This is a genomic window from Vagococcus humatus, from assembly GCF_003950325.1.
Lineage (GTDB): Bacteria > Bacillota > Bacilli > Lactobacillales > Vagococcaceae > Vagococcus_C > Vagococcus_C humatus.
Genome location: NZ_PXZH01000001.1, coordinates 521,158 through 541,976 on the forward strand (window position 1 = coordinate 521,158; position 20,819 = coordinate 541,976).

The 20,819-nt window shown below is 35.3% G+C and carries 21 protein-coding genes; 5 read left to right on the forward strand and 16 right to left on the reverse strand.

Going from position 1 to position 20,819, the window contains the following annotated elements:
- Window positions 1-7: 7 nt before the first annotated feature.
- Complete coding sequence (locus tag C7P63_RS02460; RefSeq protein WP_125942574.1) at window positions 8-808, reverse strand: DUF92 domain-containing protein; 801 nt, start codon at window positions 806-808, stop codon at window positions 8-10.
- Between the two features lie 257 nt (window positions 809-1,065).
- Here C7P63_RS02460 and C7P63_RS02465 point away from each other — a divergent pair, with 257 nt between their 5' ends.
- From C7P63_RS02465 to C7P63_RS02475, 3 genes are all read left to right on the forward strand, one after another.
- Window positions 1,066-1,629: a VanZ family protein gene (locus C7P63_RS02465; protein WP_125942575.1), complete on the forward strand. Its 564-nt coding sequence runs from the start codon at window positions 1,066-1,068 to the stop codon at window positions 1,627-1,629.
- Between the two features lie 97 nt (window positions 1,630-1,726).
- The gene (locus C7P63_RS02470; protein ID WP_125942576.1) at window positions 1,727-2,347 is read left to right on the forward strand and encodes an HAD family hydrolase; all 621 of its coding nucleotides are present in this window, start codon (window positions 1,727-1,729) and stop codon (window positions 2,345-2,347) included.
- Between the two features lie 36 nt (window positions 2,348-2,383).
- Window positions 2,384-3,139 carry a DeoR/GlpR family DNA-binding transcription regulator gene (locus C7P63_RS02475; protein ID WP_125942577.1) on the forward strand — a complete coding sequence of 252 codons (756 nt, stop codon included), beginning with the start codon at window positions 2,384-2,386 and terminating at the stop codon, window positions 3,137-3,139.
- 765 nt (window positions 3,140-3,904) lie between these two features.
- Here the strand turns inward: C7P63_RS02475 and C7P63_RS02480 are convergent.
- Together C7P63_RS02480 and C7P63_RS02485 are read right to left on the reverse strand one after the other, a co-directional pair.
- Entirely contained in the window at window positions 3,905-4,450 is a 546-nt protein-coding gene (locus C7P63_RS02480) for a hypothetical protein (RefSeq protein ID WP_125942578.1), read from the reverse strand.
- Between the two features lie 403 nt (window positions 4,451-4,853).
- Entirely contained in the window at window positions 4,854-5,132 is a 279-nt protein-coding gene (locus C7P63_RS02485) for a hypothetical protein (protein ID WP_125942579.1), read from the reverse strand.
- Window positions 5,133-5,324: 192 nt separating this feature from the next.
- On the opposite strand from C7P63_RS02485, the gene C7P63_RS02490 reads away from it, so the two are divergent.
- Window positions 5,325-5,864: a zinc-binding metallopeptidase family protein gene (locus tag C7P63_RS02490; protein WP_125942580.1), complete on the forward strand. Its 540-nt coding sequence runs from the start codon at window positions 5,325-5,327 to the stop codon at window positions 5,862-5,864.
- 43 nt (window positions 5,865-5,907) lie between these two features.
- On the opposite strand, the gene C7P63_RS02495 is transcribed toward C7P63_RS02490, so the two are convergent.
- The 13 genes from C7P63_RS02495 to C7P63_RS02555 form a co-directional block, all read right to left on the reverse strand.
- A complete protein-coding gene (locus tag C7P63_RS02495) occupies window positions 5,908-6,210 on the reverse strand; it encodes a DUF4298 domain-containing protein (RefSeq protein WP_125942581.1) in 303 nt (100 codons plus the stop codon).
- Between the two features lie 71 nt (window positions 6,211-6,281).
- The gene (locus tag C7P63_RS02500) at window positions 6,282-7,211 is read right to left on the reverse strand and encodes a 2-dehydropantoate 2-reductase (RefSeq protein ID WP_125942582.1); all 930 of its coding nucleotides are present in this window, start codon (window positions 7,209-7,211) and stop codon (window positions 6,282-6,284) included.
- A gap of 33 nt (window positions 7,212-7,244) precedes the next feature.
- Window positions 7,245-8,321, reverse strand: coding sequence for a PTS sugar transporter subunit IIC (locus C7P63_RS02505; RefSeq protein WP_125942583.1), 1,077 nt, complete (start codon window positions 8,319-8,321; stop codon window positions 7,245-7,247).
- Between the two features lie 341 nt (window positions 8,322-8,662).
- Window positions 8,663-9,508, reverse strand: coding sequence for a DUF1803 domain-containing protein (locus tag C7P63_RS02510; RefSeq protein WP_125942584.1), 846 nt, complete (start codon window positions 9,506-9,508; stop codon window positions 8,663-8,665).
- A 128-nt stretch (window positions 9,509-9,636) separates the two neighbouring features.
- The gene (locus C7P63_RS02515) at window positions 9,637-10,563 is read right to left on the reverse strand and encodes a manganese-dependent inorganic pyrophosphatase (protein WP_125942585.1); all 927 of its coding nucleotides are present in this window, start codon (window positions 10,561-10,563) and stop codon (window positions 9,637-9,639) included.
- Window positions 10,564-10,578: 15 nt separating this feature from the next.
- Window positions 10,579-11,535 carry a LysR family transcriptional regulator gene (locus C7P63_RS02520; protein WP_125942586.1) on the reverse strand — a complete coding sequence of 319 codons (957 nt, stop codon included), beginning with the start codon at window positions 11,533-11,535 and terminating at the stop codon, window positions 10,579-10,581.
- A gap of 125 nt (window positions 11,536-11,660) precedes the next feature.
- Window positions 11,661-13,091 carry a signal recognition particle protein gene (gene ffh, locus C7P63_RS02525; RefSeq protein ID WP_125942587.1) on the reverse strand — a complete coding sequence of 477 codons (1,431 nt, stop codon included), beginning with the start codon at window positions 13,089-13,091 and terminating at the stop codon, window positions 11,661-11,663.
- A gap of 12 nt (window positions 13,092-13,103) precedes the next feature.
- Window positions 13,104-13,442, reverse strand: coding sequence for a putative DNA-binding protein (locus tag C7P63_RS02530; RefSeq protein WP_125942588.1), 339 nt, complete (start codon window positions 13,440-13,442; stop codon window positions 13,104-13,106).
- A gap of 48 nt (window positions 13,443-13,490) precedes the next feature.
- Entirely contained in the window at window positions 13,491-14,003 is a 513-nt protein-coding gene (locus C7P63_RS02535; protein WP_125942589.1) for a 2-thiouracil desulfurase family protein, read from the reverse strand.
- A gap of 71 nt (window positions 14,004-14,074) precedes the next feature.
- The gene (gene asnS / locus C7P63_RS02540) at window positions 14,075-15,373 is read right to left on the reverse strand and encodes an asparagine--tRNA ligase (RefSeq protein ID WP_125942590.1); all 1,299 of its coding nucleotides are present in this window, start codon (window positions 15,371-15,373) and stop codon (window positions 14,075-14,077) included.
- A 47-nt stretch (window positions 15,374-15,420) separates the two neighbouring features.
- A complete protein-coding gene (locus C7P63_RS02545; protein ID WP_125942591.1) occupies window positions 15,421-16,614 on the reverse strand; it encodes a pyridoxal phosphate-dependent aminotransferase in 1,194 nt (397 codons plus the stop codon).
- Window positions 16,615-16,634: 20 nt separating this feature from the next.
- The gene (locus C7P63_RS02550) at window positions 16,635-17,111 is read right to left on the reverse strand and encodes a cell wall elongation regulator TseB-like domain-containing protein (RefSeq protein ID WP_125942592.1); all 477 of its coding nucleotides are present in this window, start codon (window positions 17,109-17,111) and stop codon (window positions 16,635-16,637) included.
- Window positions 17,112-17,183: 72 nt separating this feature from the next.
- Complete coding sequence (locus C7P63_RS02555; protein WP_125942593.1) at window positions 17,184-19,961, reverse strand: helicase C-terminal domain-containing protein; 2,778 nt, start codon at window positions 19,959-19,961, stop codon at window positions 17,184-17,186.
- A 329-nt stretch (window positions 19,962-20,290) separates the two neighbouring features.
- On the opposite strand from C7P63_RS02555, the gene C7P63_RS02560 reads away from it, so the two are divergent.
- Window positions 20,291-20,746: a universal stress protein gene (locus C7P63_RS02560; protein WP_125942594.1), complete on the forward strand. Its 456-nt coding sequence runs from the start codon at window positions 20,291-20,293 to the stop codon at window positions 20,744-20,746.
- Window positions 20,747-20,819 lie beyond the last annotated feature (73 nt).

Here is a 20,819-nt window from a genome sequence, read left to right on the forward strand (position 1 = left end):
TGTTAATTTAACGGAATAAAAGTAAGGAAAGTAAAATACCGACTAAAGCCATTAAACTTGTGGTAATAAAGGTTACTTTGGTATTAGTCATCCCTTTAACCCCTTTATAGAAACGTTTCGTAACGTATTCTACCACGTATTTACCCGCCCAATACTTCTCTTGAATGGTAGCCCCTAATAAGCTATCTAAAAACATCCCCATGACCCCTAGAAAGCTGACGAGTAGAAAATAAATAGACAGAATCGACTGGCCAAAGAAATTTAGCTGAGTTTGAAAGAAAATACCAATAGCACTAGTTAAAGCGACTAAAAAAGCTCCAACAAAACTAGCCAGAGTACCTAGAATAGATACACCACCAGAAATACCTTTAGCCACTTCATGTCCACCAACTAAACAAAAAGGGGAGTGCTTACTTAATATCCCAATCTCAGAAGCCCACAAATTAGCAGTAGCAGTAGCTAGGGAAACGATCATTCCTAAGTAAAAGGCAGTATTGTCTGTGAAAAAAAACAGAGCTAAACAACCAAGACCAGGTAAAGTATAGGCTAAAAATTGCCAAACAGTCCAAGTAGGGTAGAAGAATAATTGATATTTTTTAGGTAAATGTTTTTTTATCTCAGCCTGAACCCAGATAAAAAGAAATAGACCTAAATAGAGTAACCAAGTTGAAATATTTCCAAAAATATAAAATAAGCTGCCGACAAGTCCTGCAGCGATACTTGCTTTTCCAGTTAAAAAATTCTTTTTATAACTAATAATGGCAATAATAGCATTTAAACTTATTGCTAAAACGATACGGGTAATCATTTAAACAATCCTTCCTTAACATCATTCTTATCTAGTTATTTCTTTAGTGATCAGAATAAATTAGTGATTTTTAATAAAAAACGATAACAATAAGATTTTACCATTAATCAGGGGCTCTCGTACAGTCTAACTGACAATTATTCCGAATAATTAATAAATTTATGTCATTTTAATTAAAAATCAACCTTTAGGATGAGTTATTTTTACAGCAATTGTGGTAAGATAAACAAGTGATTAATTGACAAAGGAGCGATTTGATGACAAATCTCATTGGTCTAGGGATTGTCTTATGTTTAGTCTACTTAATTAGAAAAGATAAAGCCTTTAAAAGTTCTGGGAAAGTGGCCTTTCTTTTTGCCATATATTTATTTATTTTACTTCAATTAGTTGGTTTTCCCTCTATTTCCGAATGGGCATGGTTACAATCAGGGAAACAAGGGTTATTTCATCCTATTATTCAGTGGATTCCCTTTAAAGAGGGGGTAAATATCACAGATTTACTAAACATCTGTTTATTTATCCCTTGTGGTTTATTGCTGCCATTTTTCTCTCCAACGTATCAAAAATTTATGCCTGTCCTAAGATTTCATTTAAGTTTGTCTCTGATTATTGAGTGTAGTCAGCTACTAACCTTACACCGGATTACTGATATGACAGATTTATTAATGAATGTATTAGGCGGCTTAATCGGATTTGGTCTATATAACCAGTTTAAACATTTAGAAATGATCCAGCAACAGACCATTCAAAAAAATTATTACCGTATTCCAGAACCAGTCAGTTACTTATTCATTGCTATATTTGCTTCTTTTCTTACCTAGTTAACTAATAAGGCAACCTGTGGTACACTAAAAAGCGAGATAGTGAAACTATTTCGCTTTTTCTTTATGTATAAAATGACTAAAAAGGAGCAAGTAAATGATACAAGGAATTCTCTTTGATGTAGACGGCACATTAATCGATACAGAACAGGTCATGTTAGAAACCTTACAACAAGCGTTAAAACAAGAACGTAAGCTAGATAAAACGTTAGAGGAACTACGGTTTATTTTTGGTATTCCAGGTCTTGTAGGTTTAAAAAAAATGGGTGTTCCAGATCCAGAACAATTTATACCTGAGTGGAAAAAAATCATTCAAACTCGGCACCAAGATATGCAGTTTTTTAAAGGCATGTCAGAAGTGCTTCATACTTTATCTACACAAACGACTCCAATCGGGATTGTTACTTCTAAAACTCGGCATAATTTTGATACAGATTTCACCCCTTTTGGTATCGATCACTACTTTAAAACAGTGATAACAGCTGATGATACTAATAAGCACAAACCTCATCCAGAACCTTTAGAGTTAGCCATGACACGCCTAGAACTTTCACCGACTAAGACTATCTATGTAGGGGATACCTTATATGACTATCAATGTGCGAAAGATGCAGGGGCTAAATTTGCCTTAGCAACTTGGGGAGCTCACGAAGGGTTAGCTTTACCAGATGTAGATGTTTATTTGAATGAACCAAAAGATTTATTGACACTTCTCTAATAAAGGGACAAGTGTATAAAGGGGATTAGTTAGCAAGTGAACCAAACCAATCGTATTCTTAAAATTCAAGATATGTTAAATGAAAAAGGAGAACTAAGCACAAAAGAAATCATGAAAGTGCTACAAGTTTCTCAAGATACTGCTAGAAGAGATATCGTTAAACTAGTAGATATGGGACTCGCCATTAGAACTCACGGTGGCGTCTTATCTCTTGCCTATCAAAAAAAATTGATACCAAATTATAGTGAACGTAATTTGATTAATCCTGTTTTAAAAAATAAACTAGCAGAAGAAACCTTAAAATATATTCATCAAAATGAAACTTGTTTTATTGCCACATCCACTATTTTTAATCTACTTTGTAAAAAATTAGATCAAAGCTTACGAGTATACACTCATTCTTTAGATAATATGAATTATTTAAGTACTAAACCTTATATTGAAGCACATCTACTAGGGGGACGTTTTTTCCCTAAAAACCGTTTTTTTTACGGCGTAGACACACTAAAACGATGTGAACGAATTAGATTTGATACAGCGATTGTCGGCTGTGCTTCTATTACTAAAGAAGGAGCTTTTCTAGAGGACGAAGAAGATGCTTTGATTGTAGAAGCAGCTATTCATAATTCCCAACGGATTATTTTAGTAGCGGAAAACACTAAATTTAACGGCAGCTCTGTATTTAAAATATGTGACCTCCATGATGTAGATGTCTTTATCACGAATAAAAAAAGTGGTAAAAATAGCCATACTCACTGGTTTCCAGATGAAGATATTGTAGTAGAAATATAAAAGGATAGTGAATAGTCTCTTGTAAGAAGGCACTAATCTCTTACGAGGGACTATTTTAGTGTTAAATAGAGGAGGTAGGGAAGAAGAGAAGAAGAAGATACTAGCTTAGCTTAGGCTAAAAACGAAATATTAATAACGCATACAAGTTATTAACTAACTTATCCGACTTACCTAATAAAATTAAAATTATTCTATTTACTGGCTAAACTAACACAATTTCTCTTTATACAACTAAGTCCAGTCTAAAAAGCTATCTGTAGCAATTTCACAAACTTATTTTAAGGGATGTTAATGGATGAAACCACAAGCTTTTAACATTAATTTGTTCATAAACTATAGCTAAATCAGCCAACAATTAGCAGCAACATAAAATCTTTAATTGATAATTTAGATATCTAGCTAAACAAATTCAGTTTAAACTTAAACCAACGATCTGATAAATAAAAATAAACTAGCTAAAAAAATAAAAGATCAACTTAAAAATAGATTAACTATAGATAATCCAAATAATGCTTAAAAACAGTTAACAGAGGATTAACAAGAAAAATAAATGAATCAATTTAAACTAAAGATTAGTGATTTTCATAAATTTGACTACTTTGTATAATATATATTATGTAAACTAAAATAGAATTCTTTTTTTATGGCTTTATAAGCTACTTACCTATCACTTATAATTCTAACAAAATCACTCTAAATGACTCTTACTAATAAAAAATAAACCTAGTAACTTACCAGGTTTATCCTTCTCTAACTTCTTATAGGTTAAGCAATCAATGTATTATAAAATGAACGACCGAACTCATTAAAGGTTTCTTTATCTTGAAGATAATCAGTCATCCATTTAGGAATTGCTCGGTTAATTTGACTATAAATGAGTAACAAAGCTTCTAAAAACATTAATTTATCGTCTTCGTTTAGTGCTTTAACTAGTTGTTTAGCCGGACTAATTAACTGTTCTGTGATACTGGCTTTAACGTAACTAGCTTTAACAGCCCGACCTTCATAAGCTGCTTGGTTAAAAATAGTTTGGTCGGTTTTTTTAGCTGTTTCGTATAAATATCGGTCATATTCATGCTGCAAGTTTAACATTGCCTGATAAACCTCAGAAATTGATTGTTTTGCTACATCTGCTAAAGCTGCATAAAAATAAATCGGTAATTTTTCGATTCGTCTTTTACGCTGAACCCAAGTGGTTAATGTGGATTGAGGAATCCCTGCCAGTTGACCAAATTGTTCCACTGTGATACCTACTTGGCCACGTATATACATATTTATCGGATGATCTATATGTTGAATAGATGATGTCATAAAATGTGAGCCTCCTTGACAATTAACTTAAATGCGTTATTATTAATTCTATTGTAACTGATAGATTGACTTTTAGCTAGCAAAACAAAAAAGACCTACTAGCGTATTCACTAGTAGGTCTACTCTTTATTTATTTATTGCAGTTTCTGATCTACAATAAATAATGTGTATCCACTCAAAGAGCCCATAATATAAATCTACTCTTAGTATATCATGAATAAATATCATCTGCATCTTAATTTCTTAAAAATTAGCGGAATAAACTAGAAAATATCTGTTATTCTATGACAACTTTTAAGCGTGCGTCTGGGCGAAACAGACTAACATACCCGATGTTATCTGTTCCTGCATAGTAAAACTGAGCTAATTGATCGCTAACAACTGCGATAGTCGATCTGCCCCCTCACTTATAGCCTCCTGTATCTGATACATCTTCTACAACAGAAGAAAATCCTTCTACACTTTCTAAATTGGTAGCATCAACCACTGATAAATCACTAAAGTAAGCCAAAACATCGATGGTTTCTAAGTCTCTCACTGTTACAGGTTCACTTAGTTTTGCATTTAAAAACTGTAGGATATGAGTTTTACCTTCAGGCTCTTCAGCTAAATAGGTGGTCAGTTGTTGTTTACCTAGTCCGTCCAACTGATCAAAAAAACTTTGATAAATATCCGTTAGCATTTGTGAAATCCCCTTTCTAGATAGCTTAAATATCCCTTTGTTCAACCATAAGATATCACATAATCAAACTTTTTTAAAATAATTCAACTTATTTTTGAAAGCGTGTAACATTTTAAGATAAAAAGCGTTATAATATAAATTGTAAGGGGTTTATTTTGTACTACTTTGGTACTATTTTGGAGGGATATATTTATGACAATTTTAGAAGCTTTTGATTTAACCGCAGAAAATCAACAATTAATTCAGGACAACCAAGTGACTTTTGACTTAGTTGAAGTAACACCAGAAACATTCCAACTAAGTTTAACTTTAGCCAATAAAGAGACTAGTGTGATTGGGAAGATTTCCATTCACGACAATCAGATTAGCGAGGTGTTTGTAGAAGAAAAATGGCGAGGATACGGTGCCGGTACACTTCTATGCACTTTAATGACCGATTATTTGTTTACTAAAACAGTCTATCCTGTGCTAGTTTTAGCAGATTCCACTCATTTAGATAGTTACAGTTCTCGTTTTGATTCTAACTATGCAGATGAGTTTAAACAGCTTTACGGCTTAGCTAAACTCTATTATAATGCTGGTTTTAGAGTCACTGAAGAAGAAAACACTATTCAGTTAAACCGAGAAGATTTTGATAAAGAATATGCCACACAGGTGGTCAATAATCAGTTAAACAAATTAATCCATTACTACACCTTAAACCAGCTATTAGGTCACTCTTTAGCTAGTTAAACAAAAAAGATGACGAAGCTAATTTAAGCTCAGTCATCTTTTTTTAATGCGTTAATAAATCAGTGACTAACTGTAGCATTTGAACACTAACTTCATGGTAGTCGCCTATTAAATTGTAAATTTCGTCCTCTGACAAGACTCCTCTAGCTAAGCTATCTGGTAGATTTCCTGCTTCATCTTCTGCTAAATCTTCATACCACTTCTCACTTCCATAATAAGCCAGTAATTGCTGGTACTCAGGTTGCTGCCGTTGTAAAAAAGTTAATAACTCTTGTAACTCCCCTACTTTCTCTTGATGTTCTTTTAAAATAGCTTCCATTTCTTCGATATGCTGCCATTCTTTCATCTAATCAATCTCCTTTTTCAGTAAAAAAGCTTTCTTCCCTAACAAGAGAAGAAAGCAACCATTCATTCAGTTTAACGTTTAATTCCTAATAAATCTTCTTTAGCATGGATTAAATCCGTAATAATTTGACAAGTTGGTGCGTCAAATCCGTGTTCTTTACCCATTTTAGCCACTGCTCCGTTTAGATAATCTACTTCTGTTGGACGATGATTTTGGATTAAATCTTGGTGCATAGAAGGGTAATGTGGTCCTACTTTTCCGCAAAGATCCATTAGATAATCAACTGTTTCCGTCACATCTAAAGTAACTCCTTCGACTTTAGCCCCTAGAGAAAACTCTGTAATAATACTTGTCATCATATTACGGCAAGTTTCTGTTTTAGATAATTCTTCAATATCACAATCTAAGATGGAACATAAAACATTTAGTGTGCCGTTTACACAAGCTTTACGCCAAGTAGAAAAGACAACATTATCGCTATATTGACCATTTAAACCAGCTTTTGCCATCATTTCGACTAATTCTTCTGCTGCTGCTTTTTCATTAGGGTCAATATTTTGAAGTTCAACAGGTCCTTGTCCCATAAAGTGAACTTTACCAGGAGCATCAATCCCTGCTGTCCAAACTGTCGTTCCCATAAAGATATTTTTCACAGGAATGTATTTAGCTAAGGTTTGTTTATGACCTAAGCCATTTAATAAACAAATAATTTTAGTATCTTCTGTTAAGGTATGTTGAATCGCTTCTAACATGTTAGCTAGTTGCATTGATTTAGTAAAAACAAAGACAACATCAAAGGTATCTTTCACATCTTGTGGGAAAAATGCGGGAATTTTTTCAGTTCCTTTTTCTCCGTTAAAATCTACTTCTAGTCCGTTAGTATTAATGGCTTCCACATGATCTGGCCACGTATCAATTAATGTTACCTCGTTACCTGCTTGAAATAATTTAAAACCAAAACCGCTACCTAAAGCGCCTGAACCTGCAATTGCAATTTTCATTAATCTCTCTCCTTTAAGCTTGTTTTTAACTGTTTACACATTGTATTTAAATGCGTCTTCTCCGTAAAGTTTCAATACTTTACCGAACAGATAATTCATTAAAAAGCCTACTACAAATGGTACCACGATAAAGGCAATGGTAACAGAAATTAGCTTACCAACTGTTGAACCACCTAGTAACTGAAAGGCATGGATTGGACCTACTAATCCCACTAGTCCAAACCCAGCACTAGAAGGAATTCCTTGAATGTTTAATAAGGCTGAAACTACCCCACTTACAGCAGCAGTACAAATAATTGGCACTAATATCACTGGTTTTTTTACCATATTAGGCATCATCATTTTCATTGCCCCTAAAAGAATGGCTAAAGTTGTCCCACTTTCATTAACTTTCATGGAAGCCACTACTAATACTGCGGTACAAGCAGCAACCCCAATCGCTGCGGAACCTGATGAAATTCCCTCTAATCCAATGGCTAACCCAATCGCCACTGTTGAAATTGGGGAAATAATTAAAATAGAAAACGTAATTGAAATTAATACACTCATCACAACTGGTTGTAAAGTTGTAAAGCCGTTAATCATACTACCAATTAACGCAGTAATTTTACTTACGTATGGTAACAAGAAAACCCCAATGGCTGCAGGTAATGCTCCACCTAAAATAGGAAGTAAAATAGCATTTAAAGAGCCTAAGTGATCTTTGATTTTTAAGACCACATAACTAGCAATAGCGGCAGTAATCATCACATTGATTAAATCTCCAATGCCTCCCCCAACCCAAGTTGGTTTTTCGATACCATTCACTGTCGCCATAGTTAACTTCACGGCTCCAGATGCTACAAACGTAGCAGTACCAATCGTTGTTGCTTGCATGGCATTAAAGCCAAATTGTAACCCGACAAGAACCCCAATAATAGCTGGTGTTGCAAATTGTAATGAAAACACTACTTGATAAAGGGTATCCCAAATTGGCCCATTTAATGCTTTAAAAATTTCTCCTAATACTGCATTAGGAATAAGTCCTACAATAATACCTATGGCTGTTCCGTTTAAGACTTTAAATAAAAAATCTTTCCCTGACATTTTAGCTGTTTCAGCTTGTGTCATAATAAACGCCTCCCTTTCTTAATCTGCTTACAGTCTAGCAAACTTTCATAAAAGTTTCACTTAATATCCTTACAAAACTGAATGTTTTTTTAATAATCTTTTTATGAAACTATCTCTTCAATGAGAATACTTCTCAAAAACAACTGTCTAAAAAAAGTTTGTGAATAAAAAAGTAAACTCTATAAAGCTTAAAGCTATTTTTTCCTTATTAAAAATGATTCTCAATTAGATTTGGCGAAAAATCGGTTGTTTAAATCACCTCCTTTATTATTTTTAATCTAATTTTAATAAAAAGCACCCAACGAGATAGTTAGCATGTAAAGTATCTCGTTGGGTGCTTTTTATTTTCTAATTAATTGCTGAAAAGGTAAAGAATAAGATCCTTGTCCCCAATCACTCTGCAGTTGGAATAAAACAGCTTGACGTGAAGATTTACTCAAACTTTGACCATACTCATAAGCTTCATGACGAATATCTAAGACTTTATCCGTTAATTCCTCGCAAACTTCTTGTTTTATTAAGATACTATTTTTATAAATATAACCAATTTTGGTTAATAAATCAATGAATAAGACTGGTATATGTGATACGTTTCCCTTGGATTTATCTAACTCTTTCAAAATTTGTTCACTCATATTCAAGATAAAAACTGGGTTTACATCCCCTATTAACCTTAAAATTTCTTGTTGGCTAGGAGAAACTTGTTGGGTAGAAAAATAATGAGCTAACCCGTTTATGCCCTGGTTCTCTCCAAAATCTAGCCATAAACTACGTTGGGTATACTGTAAGTCTACCCGGTAAGTCACCACTGGCTGTTCTGCCCAAATCCAGCAAGCCTCCCCTGCTAGTAAGGATTGAGATAAAAAATAGTCAAATAAAAGACTTTCCCAAGGTTTTAAGGGATAAGGTCTAGGAATTTCAAGCCCTTGTTCAAAGGCTTGTTTAGAGGATATGACTGGTAAATTAAAATAATAGCGGCCATCCTTTCTTTTAATCCAACCTAATTGAATGATTTGTTCAATCTCTTTATCCCAGTTGCTCCATTGGTTAAATTGTCCTTTAAGCTCTCTTAATGTTGCCCCATTTTCTTCCTGTTTTAAAAAGGTTAACAAAGCTATAGGATCTAACTCAAATGACTCTATTGCTTTCATTGGTTCAGAACTTTCATATAAACATACAACGGACATTATGCCTATTCACTCCTATCTTTAGTTGACATAATAATATTATAGTCACCTTTTAACTTAGTTTTCTAACGAAAGAAAAAAGACAACCACTCTTACCGAGTCAGTTGTCTTTTGACTGCCATCTGTTATTATTTGAAGGCTTCCGTTAACTGAGGGACTACTTGTTTTTTACGAGAAACTACGCCTTTTAATAAAGCAGTATGGTTTTCTAGTGTCACGTTAAAGGCTTTTTCAACAATCTCTTGATGGTTTCCTACCACTAAAATAACTGAATCACTATCTAAAATATTAGTAATCACTAACACAAATACATCAAAGTTATTGTCAGCATTTTCTTTTGCCATCACTGCTTCTAGCTTTTCTTGACGAGTCAAAACATCTGCAATATCTACTGTATTCACTTGGGCTACACGGACAGTTTTATCTCCCATTGGAAAACTCTTAGCGTCCATAGTTACTAATTCTAATTCAGTTTTAGTACTTAAATTAGTTCCAGCTTTTAGCATATCTAAGCCGTAAGCTTGAATATTAACCTCAGCGATTTCAGCTAATTCTTTAGCTGCCTTGATATCTTCCTCTGTACACGTTGGTGATTTAAATAGTAAAGAGTCAGAAATAATAGCTGAAAGCATCATGCCAGCAACATTTTTAGGAATAGCCACATTATTTTCTTTAAATAATTTTAAAATAATCGTGTTGCTACAGCCAACTGGTTCTGCTCGGTAAAAAAGTGGGCCAGCTGTTTCAAAGTTAGCGATGCGGTGATGATCCACTACAGCTAACACTTCTAAATCTTTAATATCAGGAATACTTTGTTGAGCTTCATTGTGGTCAACTAGCATTACTTGGCGAGTTTCATCCCCTGCTTTTTCGATGACACGAGGAGCTTTGAACCCAAAAGTATCTAAAGCAAATTGAGTTTCTTCATTTGGCGTACCTAGTGCTACTGCCTCAGCGTCCACTCCTAATTGTTGTTGTAAATACGCAAATGAAATAGCAGAAGCAATAGAATCTGTATCTGGATTTCTATGTCCGCTTACTAAAACTTTACTCATTAATAAAAATCTCCTTTAATCTGTAAATTTATTTAAACGAGAAAGATAATCCTCGTCTTCAATGTAAGTAAAAAATGTTTCAAAGAAATGTTTCACCCGAGGAATTTTTAATTTTTCCTTGCGGTAAATAAAGGATAAATTCATCTTAATTGGTGGCTCAAAAGGTAAGGCATGTAAGTTTTCTTTATGTCGGTATGGCTCAAAGAAAGACTTAGGTACTACTGTATACACCCCAGTAGCTCTAGCAAACCGAAGCATTTGATCTGGCCGAGTAAAATGAACCACCGCTTCTGGCAACCGAAATTCTTGGGAATGAAAGGCGGATTGAATCACTTCTGAAACAAAATAAGTTTTGGGATAAGTCGCCCAAGGTAATTCCATAGATTCCCCGTAAGTGATACTGGTTTTTCCGTAAAACTCTGGGTTATTATGGATGAACAATACCTCATCTTTAATAATCGAGGTAGCTTCGTAACTTTTCCATTTTTTAAGCATTCCGTCAGGCAAGTATAAAATAGCAATATCAATTTTATTTTTATCTAAAAAATCCCACACTTCTTTTCGGCCTACCATCATCAGAGAAATTTCAATATTAGGATACATCCGGTAGTAATCAATGATAAAATCGGTTAACACTTTATCCTGAACAGAGGCAGATACCCCAATCGTAATTTTTCCACTTGTGACAGAACTTTCTTGTTGAATAGACTCTGTTCCTTCAACTAAAATTTCATACACACTATCAATGGTGCGTTTCATAATTTTACCTGCTTCAGTCATTTGCAGTTGTTTCCCATGGTTTTCAAATAACGGTGTGCCTACACTGGCTTCCATTTTTTTGATTTGCTGGGTTAAAGCCGGCTGAGAAATACCTAACAACTGAGCAGCCTTAGTATAATTTAACGTATCCGTTAACTGCAAAAAATAGGTAAAAGTTCTGGAAGATAATAGTTTATTTGGATGGTCTTTCACCCTTATTCTCCCTCTTTCTTTTTCTTTGACATCTTAACATTATTGTACCATAAGTTATAACTTTATAGAAAAATTTAATCAGAAAACAAGCACTAATTTTCATTCAAATCAGTGCTTGTTTTTATCTATTTTTTCTTTTTACGCATTTTTTTCTTTTTAATTTTCTTTTGTTTACGCATCATTTGATTCATAGCCATTTTACCCATTTTGCCTTGAATCCCTGAGCCAAACATTTGATCCATTCCTTTAGGCATTTTGCCCTTAGTCATTTGTTGCATCATTTTACGTGACTCGTTAAACTGCTTAATCATCCGGTTCACTTCTACCACACTGTTACCAGAACCGGCAGCAATTCTTCTTCGGCGACTAGGACTTAATAAATCAGGATTTTCCCGTTCGGCTGGTGTCATAGAATAAATAATTGCTTTTTTACGCTCAACATCTTTAGGATCGATTTGCAGTTGATCTAACCCAGGTACATTGTTCATACCAGGAATCATTTTGATTAAGTCTTCTAAAGGCCCCATTCCCATGACTTGATCTAATTGTTCGATAAAATCATTAAAGTCAAAGGTGTTTTCCTTCATTTTAGTTGCTAATTCTTCAGCTTTTTTCTCATCGTAATCTTTTTGAGCTTTTTCAACTAAAGTTAAAATGTCCCCCATTCCTAAGATTCGATTAGCCATTCGGTCTGGGTGGAATACTTCAATATCTGTTAATTTTTCACCGGTTCCGACAAATTTAATTGGTTTGCCTGTGACTGCTCGAATAGATAAAGCAGCTCCCCCACGTGTATCTCCGTCTAATTTCGTTACCACTACCCCAGTGATATCTAACTGTTTATTGAAGCTGTCTGCTACGTTAACAGCATCTTGCCCTGTCATTGCATCTACTACTAATAAAATATCATTTGGTTGGGCTAATGCTTTAATTTGTGATAGTTCATCCATTAACACTTCATCTACGTGTAGACGACCGGCTGTATCGATAAAGACATAGTCATTTTTATTTTGATAAGCCTGTTCTAACCCTTGACGGACAATTTCTACTGGACTAACTTCTGTTCCCATATCAAATACTGGTACATCTAATTGCTGTCCAATCACTTTTAACTGTTCAATCGCAGCTGGACGGTACACGTCTCCAGCAATCATTAACGGTCTAGCTTTTTCGTTTTCTTTTAAAAAGTTGGCTAATTTTCCGGCAAAGGTTGTTTTACCTGCCCCTTGTAGCCCAACCATCATCACAATCGTTGGGATTTTAGGTGATTTATTTAGGGGAACTGCTTCTTCCCCTAATGTGGCAGTTAACTCTTCGTTAACAATTTTAATGATTTGTTGATCTGGGGTTAAACTTTCTAGTACTTCTTCCCCAACTGCTCGTTCACTGACTCGTTTTGTAAAGTCTTTTACAACTTTAAAGTTAACGTCGGCTTCAAGTAAGGCTAGACGAATCTCTCTCATCATTTCCCGAACGTCAGCTTCTGTTACTTTACCCTTTTTTTTCAACCCTTTAAAGGCTTGTTGCAAGCGATCTGTTAAGCTTTCAAATGCCATTTATTTCGACTCCTATTCTTCTATCTCTTGTATCGCATCCAGTAGAGGAGGTAGACGATCTTCTTCTGGATAGTCTTCTTTGAGAATCTTTGTTATTTGGTCAATCACTTCTGAACGAACCACGTAATTAGAATAAAGATGTAACTTTCGTTCATAATCTTCCAATATTTTTTCTGTTCGTTTGATGTTGTCATAGACAGCTTGGCGACTTACCCCGTATTCCTCTGCAATTTCTCCTAATGAAAAATCATCGGCATAATACAGTTCGATGTAATTCATTTGTTTTTCTGTTAAGAGGGTGGCATAAAAATCAAACAGAGCGTTCATTCGGTTTGTTTTAGCTATTTCCATTTTGGTCACCTCACTTCATCCATTAATAGAGTACCGATTTATCACTCATTAGTCAACGTTTCTTTCTATAAAATCTGTGTTTTCTTCTGGATGATTCGCTAACCATTGCGCAATTTCTTCTATCTCATTTTCTGAAAAAACAGTCAGACCTTGTTGAATAAAATAAGCAGTAGCAACTCCTACTCCTGTTTTTTTATAACCAGAGAAACTCCCATCGTAAATATAATGACTGCCACAAGAAGGACTGTTCTCTTTTAAAATAAGCAGGTGAATATTTGCTTGCTTCAGACGTTTATAAGCTTTTTTGGCTCCTAGTTGATAAGCTTCAGTCAAATTTTTCCCTTGAGCTGATATTACTTTAGCTTGACCTTGCCATACGTTAAAGCCGTCTCCTCCTTTAATTTCTCCAGGTTCTCTTGGTATCGGTAGACCTCCTTCGACTTCCGGACAAATACTTAACCAAGCAGTATTTTCTAACAAAGTTAAAAGAGCAGGTTGTTCTTGATGACCCCCGTCATACCGACACTTTTTGCCTAATAAACAGCCGCTAATGCCAATCATAGTTTTCCCTCCTTCTAAAAAAAGTGTTGATGGCTAAGCATCAACACTTTTTAGGTCATGTTAAAACATGTCTATGGATAAATACGGTGTAATAAACGAGGGAATGGAGCAGCTTCACGAACATGTTCAATACCACAAATCCATGTAACGGTTCTTTCTAAACCTAGTCCAAAGCCTGAGTGAGGCACTGAACCGTATTTTTGAAGATCTAAATACCAAGCATAGTCTTCTTCTTTTAAGTTATCTTTATGTAACTCTTCTAAAATATAGTCATAATCTACTGCCCGTTCACTACCACCAATAATTTCGCCGTAGCCTTCTGGAGCGATTAAATCTGCTCTAATCACTACATCATCACGATCTGGATGTGGTTTCATGTAGAATGGACTCATTGATTTTGGATAATTTAAAATGAAAACAGGTTTACTATAATGGTTAGCAATGAATGTTTCGTGTGGTGAACCAAAATCGTCTCCCCATTTAATATCTTCAAAGCCATTTTCTTGTAGTAATGTCACTGCATCATCATAAGAGATACGAGGATAAGGTAATTGAGTATAAGTTTTTAATACCTCTTTATCCCGCTCTAACACGTCTAAAGCATAGTCACAGTTATCTAACACGCTTTGAACCATGAATGCCACATACTGTTCTTGAATTTCTAAACTTTCATCTTGATGAACAAAAGCCATCTCAGGTTCCATCATCCAAAATTCAGTTAAATGACGACGTGTTTTAGATTTTTCAGCTCGGAAAGTTGGCCCAAATGAGAAAACTTTGCCAAAAGCCATAGCAGCTGCTTCTAAATAAAGTTGTCCAGTTTGAGATAAGTAAGCTTCTTGACCAAAGTAATCCGTATGGAATAATTCAGTTGTCCCTTCTGGAGCACTACTTGTTAAAATAGGTGGATCTATTTTAATGAAACCATGGTCATTAAAGAAAGCATAAGTTGCTCTAATTAATTCGTTACGTACTTGCATAATCGCATGTTGTTTTCTAGAACGTAACCATAAATGACGATGATCCATTAAAAAATCTGTTCCATGCTCTTTTGGTGTAATAGGATAGTCGTGGCTTTCTCCAATCACTTCAATATTTTGAATGCCAATTTCATACCCAAATTGTGACCGAGTATCTTCTCTGATTTCCCCTGTCACCACAAGAGAAGTTTCTTGTGTTAAAGATTTAGCTAATTCGAACACTTCTTCAGGGACTTCGTTTTTAACTACGACTCCTTGAAAATAAGCTGAACCGTCTCTTAGCTGTAAAAAGGCAATTTTACCACTTGAACGTTTGTTAGCAACCCAACCGCCGATTTGTACGACTTCGCCAACATGATCTTTTGAATCAATAATTCTAATTCTTTCCATCTGTGTCTCTCCAATCATTCCTATATTCACTTGTACACTAGTTAACCTTACACTTTTTTTGACTTTTTCTCAATAAAATGTTGCATTCTTTTGACTGCTTCTTTTAAAGTTTCTAAGTCTGTGGCATAACTTAACCGAATGTGATCTGGTGCTCCAAATCCTGCCCCTGCTACCACAGCGACATGTGCTTCTTCGAGTAAGGCGTCAACAAAGCTTTGCGTGTCTGAATAGCCGCAAAGAGCGACTGTTTCTTTAACATCAGGGAATAAATAAAAAGCTCCCTCTGGTTTTGTTAGTTTGACTCCAGGCAAGGCTTTGACTAAAGGATAAATAACATTTAGTCTTTCTTCAAAGGCTAGACGCATCTCTTCTACCTTATCTTGAGGACCTGTCAAGGCTTCTAGTGCAGCATATTGACTGACTGTCGCCGGATTACTTGTTGCTTGTGAAGCGACTGCTCCAATTCCAGCAATAATCTCTTGATCTCCTAGCACATAGCCAATTCGCCATCCTGTCATCGAATAAGCTTTGGATACTCCGTTAATTAAAAGAATTTGTTTTTTTATCTGCTCTCCTAGACTAGCTAAAGAGTGGAATACCATTCCATTGTACACTAATTTCCCGTAGATTTCATCGGCAATAATGTAAATATTATGACGAACTGCCCACTGACCAATGTCTACTAATTCTTCTTTCGTATAAACAGCCCCTGTTGGATTAGAAGGAGACGTTAAAACTAAAGCTTTAGTCTTCTCACTCCTCAACGCTTCTAACTCTGCTAACGTGACTTTAAACTGATGAGCACTTTTAGGCACTAATTTTTTTGCGACGCCTTCAGCTAGTTTGACCTGTTCCACATAACTAACCCAGTAAGGAGCAGGTATGATAACCTCATCTTCAGGATCTAATAGGGCTTGAAACAAACTATAAAGCCCAAACTTAGCTCCGTGAGTTACCACTACCTCATCTAACTCATAGGCCACACCAATATCTGCTTTGGTTCTATCTAAAATACCTTGTTTTAGCTGCTTCATTCCTGTACTAGCTGTATAGAAACTTGCAACCCCATCTGTAATTGCTTGAATAGCTGCTTGTTGAATATGTTTCGGGGTATGAAAATCTGGCTCCCCTAAAGTTAAACTAATGACATCAATCCCTTGATCTTTAAGCTGCTGAGCTTTAGCAGCAGTCGCTAAAGTAGCTGAAGGGGTTAACTGTTGTACTCGTTTAGATACACTCATCTCTTATCTCCCTTTCCTTCTTAAATATTTTTAATCACATGTCCAATGTCACCTGTTTTAAAATCTAACAAATAATAATTTAAGGTTTTATTTTCGTTTTTAGTCACAACTTCCCAAGTTGGTTGGTCCTCATAAAGTCCTAAACTGACTTTAATAACCTTATGAGGATGATACTTCTTCTTAACCGCTTGAATCGCTTCGTACTCAGTTAGCCCTTTACTAGAGTCATATACTCGGACTTTTCCTCCTGTTTGAGGAACGATGGCTAATTTAGCCTGACCTGCTTGATTTCGCCCTAAAACCGCAAATGAGGTTTCTTTTCGGGTAAACCAATAAAACCGGTCAATCTCACGAATATCTGTCATCTCTTTCACCACTTGAATACTTTCCTCCTGAGCTCTTGCCATCGGACGATTACTGCGAATGAAGAAAATAACTGAAAATAAAATACTTAAACCTAAAAAAATGGACAACCCTGTTAATACTTTATTTTTCATAATTAGTGACAAACTCCTTTATTAGATGTTTCCTATTATATCAGATTTAGCTACTAGATTAGTCCTATTTCACTAGCTTTCTAAAAAAATAATTATTTCTTTCATCATCTCTTTCATTTCCTTCACTTCTACTGGGAGCTCTTTAGGTAAAGCATCTAATATCTGAGAAGAGTAATGAGCATCGATTAAGCGGTGATCTAGTACGATCATGACCCCTTTATCCTCTTTCGAACGAATTAACCTGCCTAGTCCTTGTCTCATGCGTAAGGTAGCTTTAGGCAAGGCATAGGACTTAAAGGGATTTAGCTGCTGAGAAGCTAAGTAAGCATACTTTTCCTTAACAAAAGGACGCATAGGGGGTTCAAAAGGCAGACGAGTCACGACTAATATTTCTAGATGACTGCCTGGTAAATCCACCCCTTCCCAATAAGTATCTGTACCTAGTAATACACTGGGAGTTTTTTGAGTAAACTCTTTTAATATTCGTTCCTTTGTTCCTGAAATCCCTTGAGCTAATAAGTAACTGCCAGTTTCTTCAAAAAAGTGAGGAAGATGCTGATAGACTAACTGAATTAGCTGATGAGAGGTAAATAAAACTAATAAAGACTTAGAGCAATGAGTGGCTAGGTCCTGAATAACCTGTGCCACATATTTTCCGTACTGAGATACTTTTGACACCTCTTCTTTAAAAGCCTCTTTTGGTACGTAAAGTTTTGCTTGTTTTTTATAATCATAAGGAGAAGGTAAGATAGTGACTGGTAAATCATCCATTCCTAGTAAATGACCTAATAAATGAGGATCACTTGGCACACTTAAAGTACCGCCTGTATAGAGAATATGCTGAAACTGTTGATACCAAGTACTTTCCTCTACCTGACTACTAGTCAAATCTGTGTAATGCACACTCCACTGATACTCTTGACCAGATAAATAGACCCAGCGAATAATAGAAGCAGGTTGCTCCTGGGTAAAATAGCCTAAAAAGTCTAGTAGCTGAGTCAACTCTTCGGTAAAATCTAGCCAAGCCGTTAAAGTAACTTGCTCGTTAACTAACCATTTTTCTTTGGTTTGCTGATAGATTTTCCGAATATGACCAAATAAGTCTAACCCTTCTTGTAAAAGTATTTCAATTTGTCCTAATTCTTTATGTAAATAAGCAGGTGCTTTAAGCATTCTTTCGTTTGTCAGCATAATTTCTTCTTTTTCCTGATAACCATAATCTAAAGTTAAAGTATCATATACATCACTAGTTAAATCAATCAGTCTTTCTTTTAACTCAGTTAACACTTTTTCTTGTAAAACAATCTGCCCTTGCCAAACCGGATCTTCTTTTATATCTTCAAAACCGTAGTAAGGCGTTTCATCAGAAAAATGAAGCATCCTTTGAACTAACTGGCTTAACTCTCTTCCGTAGTAATGCCGACTTTGATTTTTTTCTAAAATATCTGGCAAATGATGGGCTTCATCTATCACTAAATAAGGAGAGCTAGGTAAAATTTTCTCCTGCCGATGACTTTCTTCTGCTAAAAAGGCATGATTCACAATCAAAACATTAGACTCTTTCATTTGATTTAAAATAGCTAACCAAAAATCATGGTTGTAAAAAGGAGAATGAGGATCTAAGCTTTTCAGACCTCTATGCCGAACATGTTTTAAAAACAAGTGATCACTTACCCGTAAATTTAACTCCTCTAAATCCCCTGTTTTTGTTTCTGTTAACCAGACTAACACCCCCATCTGATACAACTGATACTGCTTTTGTTTCACAGGGTAGCGTAAGGTTTCCATAAACCGAGTCAAATCTAAGTAATGCTGATGACTTTTTAGTAAGGTTGCTACTAAAGAGCCAGGTCGTAGCTGATTAATCATAGGGACAGTTTTCTTTAAAATTTGCTGTTCTAATAAGACAGACACTGTACTAATAATGACAGGTTCTTGTTTCGTTGCCAAATAACTTAAAGGAAATAAGTAACCAAATGTCTTACCACTACCAGTAGCTGCCTCTAGGGCCAGATTTTTCTTAGAAGAGGTGAAAAAACGATACACTTGATCCATCATTTGACTTTGACCCTCTCGGTATTCAAACTGATCTTGATAGACCTCTTGTTTATCTGCCTGACTAATAGGATAGACAGCTTCCTGTGTTTCGTAAAACTTCTCTTGCCACTGAATAGACTCTGGTTTCTTTAAGGCAATACCTTTTACAATACACAAGTCTTCTCTTAAAGGAGGAATATGCTCTCCTTGTTCTTTCACTAATTGTTCTAAATAATCTTGGGTATCCATGGCACACACATCTGCCAGTTCCACAATTTTCTCTAAAGTAGTTAAAGGCAGTTGTTTAATCTTCTCTTCCATCTCTAAAAACAGCTGAGCCGTAGCTAAGGCATCACTATCTGCTTGGTGAGGTCTTTCATGAGATAGTTGAAACTGCTGAGCTAAGTCGCTTAGCCGGTAGCTAGGAAGGGTTGGATAAAAAATTTGGGTTAACTCCACTGTATCAATTGCTTTGAGTTGCAACTCAGGGCAACCACAGCGTAATAACTCTTGTTTTAAAAACTGATAATCAAAAAACACATTGTGAGCCACAAACGTCGTTCCTTGTAATAACTGATAAATCTCCTTAGCCACTTCCTCCAGTAAAGGAGCATGGGCTACTTGTTCATTGGTTATATGGGTGAGTTGTTGAATCGTATGAGGAATGTCAATACCAGGATGAATATCTTGAACATAGGTATGAATAATTTCTCCTTGCTGAATAAATGCACACCCTATTTGAATAATTCGGTCCCTTTTAGGATTGGTTCCTGTTGTTTCTATATCCACCACTGCATATACCGTTTCACTCACGTTATCGACCTTCCTTTAAACAAACTCCAGTTATCTCTTAATTTCCTTGTCAGATAACTAGTTATCAAATTTTATCTTATCGATTAATAAGACAGAAAGCAAATACTTTTGATTATCTTATCCTAAGTTTTACCCTTTTCTGACAACAAACAAAGAAGGAAAGAATAGCTTCTCTACTTCTTCTCTTATGTTATTTTCTAAATAAACGCACTTGAATCGCTTGGATAGGTAAAACTTCCTTTGGATAAATAGACTTTTGTTACAATTTTTAACACGAATATGTTATAATAATAGTAGGATATATAGATTTTTTTAAGGAGGGATCTAGTATGTCAACACTTTATAAAAATATATTAGTACCAAATGATGGGTCAGATAATGCTTATTTGGCTTTCAAACATGGAATGGATTTAGCTAAATCTTTAGATGCTAAGCTTTGGATTATGCGTGTGGTTGATACTCGAATCGATCCATTTGCTCCTTATATTGTGGAAGGGGTCTTTGAAGAAGAATTAGAAGATGCCCACCATGATATGGACCAACTAGCAGCCGAAGCCAAAGAATACGGCGTGAAAGAAGTTTACCCTATTGTTAGACAAGGGGATCCAAAAGAAATGATTGCGTATAAAATGCCCCAACAAGAAAAAATTGATTTAATTGTAATGGGAGCTACTGGTAAAGGGATGTTAGATAAACTATTAGTTGGATCAACCACGAGTTACGTGGTGAGACGAGCTAAATGTCAAGTATTAGTTATTCGCGGAAATGCTTCATCAGATGAATAATTCCTTCTTCACTCCTCATATAAAAAAGAAGTAGAGCGTTGTTTAGACGCTCTACTTCTTTTTATTGATGTTA

Coding starts and splice junctions, on each gene's coding strand:
- C7P63_RS02460 (WP_125942574.1), bottom strand. CDS start 808: ATGATTACCCGTATCGTTTTAGCAATAAGTTTAAATGCTATTATTGCC.
- C7P63_RS02465 (WP_125942575.1), top strand. CDS start 1,066: ATGACAAATCTCATTGGTCTAGGGATTGTCTTATGTTTAGTCTACTTA.
- C7P63_RS02470 (WP_125942576.1), top strand. CDS start 1,727: ATGATACAAGGAATTCTCTTTGATGTAGACGGCACATTAATCGATACA.
- C7P63_RS02480 (WP_125942578.1), bottom strand. CDS start 4,450: ATGACATCATCTATTCAACATATAGATCATCCGATAAATATGTATATA.
- C7P63_RS02485 (WP_125942579.1), bottom strand. CDS start 5,132: ATGCTAACGGATATTTATCAAAGTTTTTTTGATCAGTTGGACGGACTA.
- C7P63_RS02490 (WP_125942580.1), top strand. CDS start 5,325: ATGACAATTTTAGAAGCTTTTGATTTAACCGCAGAAAATCAACAATTA.
- C7P63_RS02495 (WP_125942581.1), bottom strand. CDS start 6,210: ATGAAAGAATGGCAGCATATCGAAGAAATGGAAGCTATTTTAAAAGAA.
- C7P63_RS02500 (WP_125942582.1), bottom strand. CDS start 7,211: ATGAAAATTGCAATTGCAGGTTCAGGCGCTTTAGGTAGCGGTTTTGGT.
- C7P63_RS02505 (WP_125942583.1), bottom strand. CDS start 8,321: ATGACACAAGCTGAAACAGCTAAAATGTCAGGGAAAGATTTTTTATTT.
- C7P63_RS02510 (WP_125942584.1), bottom strand. CDS start 9,508: ATGTCCGTTGTATGTTTATATGAAAGTTCTGAACCAATGAAAGCAATA.
- C7P63_RS02515 (WP_125942585.1), bottom strand. CDS start 10,563: ATGAGTAAAGTTTTAGTAAGCGGACATAGAAATCCAGATACAGATTCT.
- ffh (WP_125942587.1), bottom strand. CDS start 13,091: ATGGCATTTGAAAGCTTAACAGATCGCTTGCAACAAGCCTTTAAAGGG.
- C7P63_RS02530 (WP_125942588.1), bottom strand. CDS start 13,442: ATGGAAATAGCTAAAACAAACCGAATGAACGCTCTGTTTGATTTTTAT.
- C7P63_RS02535 (WP_125942589.1), bottom strand. CDS start 14,003: ATGATTGGCATTAGCGGCTGTTTATTAGGCAAAAAGTGTCGGTATGAC.
- asnS (WP_125942590.1), bottom strand. CDS start 15,373: ATGGAAAGAATTAGAATTATTGATTCAAAAGATCATGTTGGCGAAGTC.
- C7P63_RS02545 (WP_125942591.1), bottom strand. CDS start 16,614: ATGAGTGTATCTAAACGAGTACAACAGTTAACCCCTTCAGCTACTTTA.
- C7P63_RS02550 (WP_125942592.1), bottom strand. CDS start 17,111: ATGAAAAATAAAGTATTAACAGGGTTGTCCATTTTTTTAGGTTTAAGT.
- C7P63_RS02560 (WP_125942594.1), top strand. CDS start 20,291: ATGTCAACACTTTATAAAAATATATTAGTACCAAATGATGGGTCAGAT.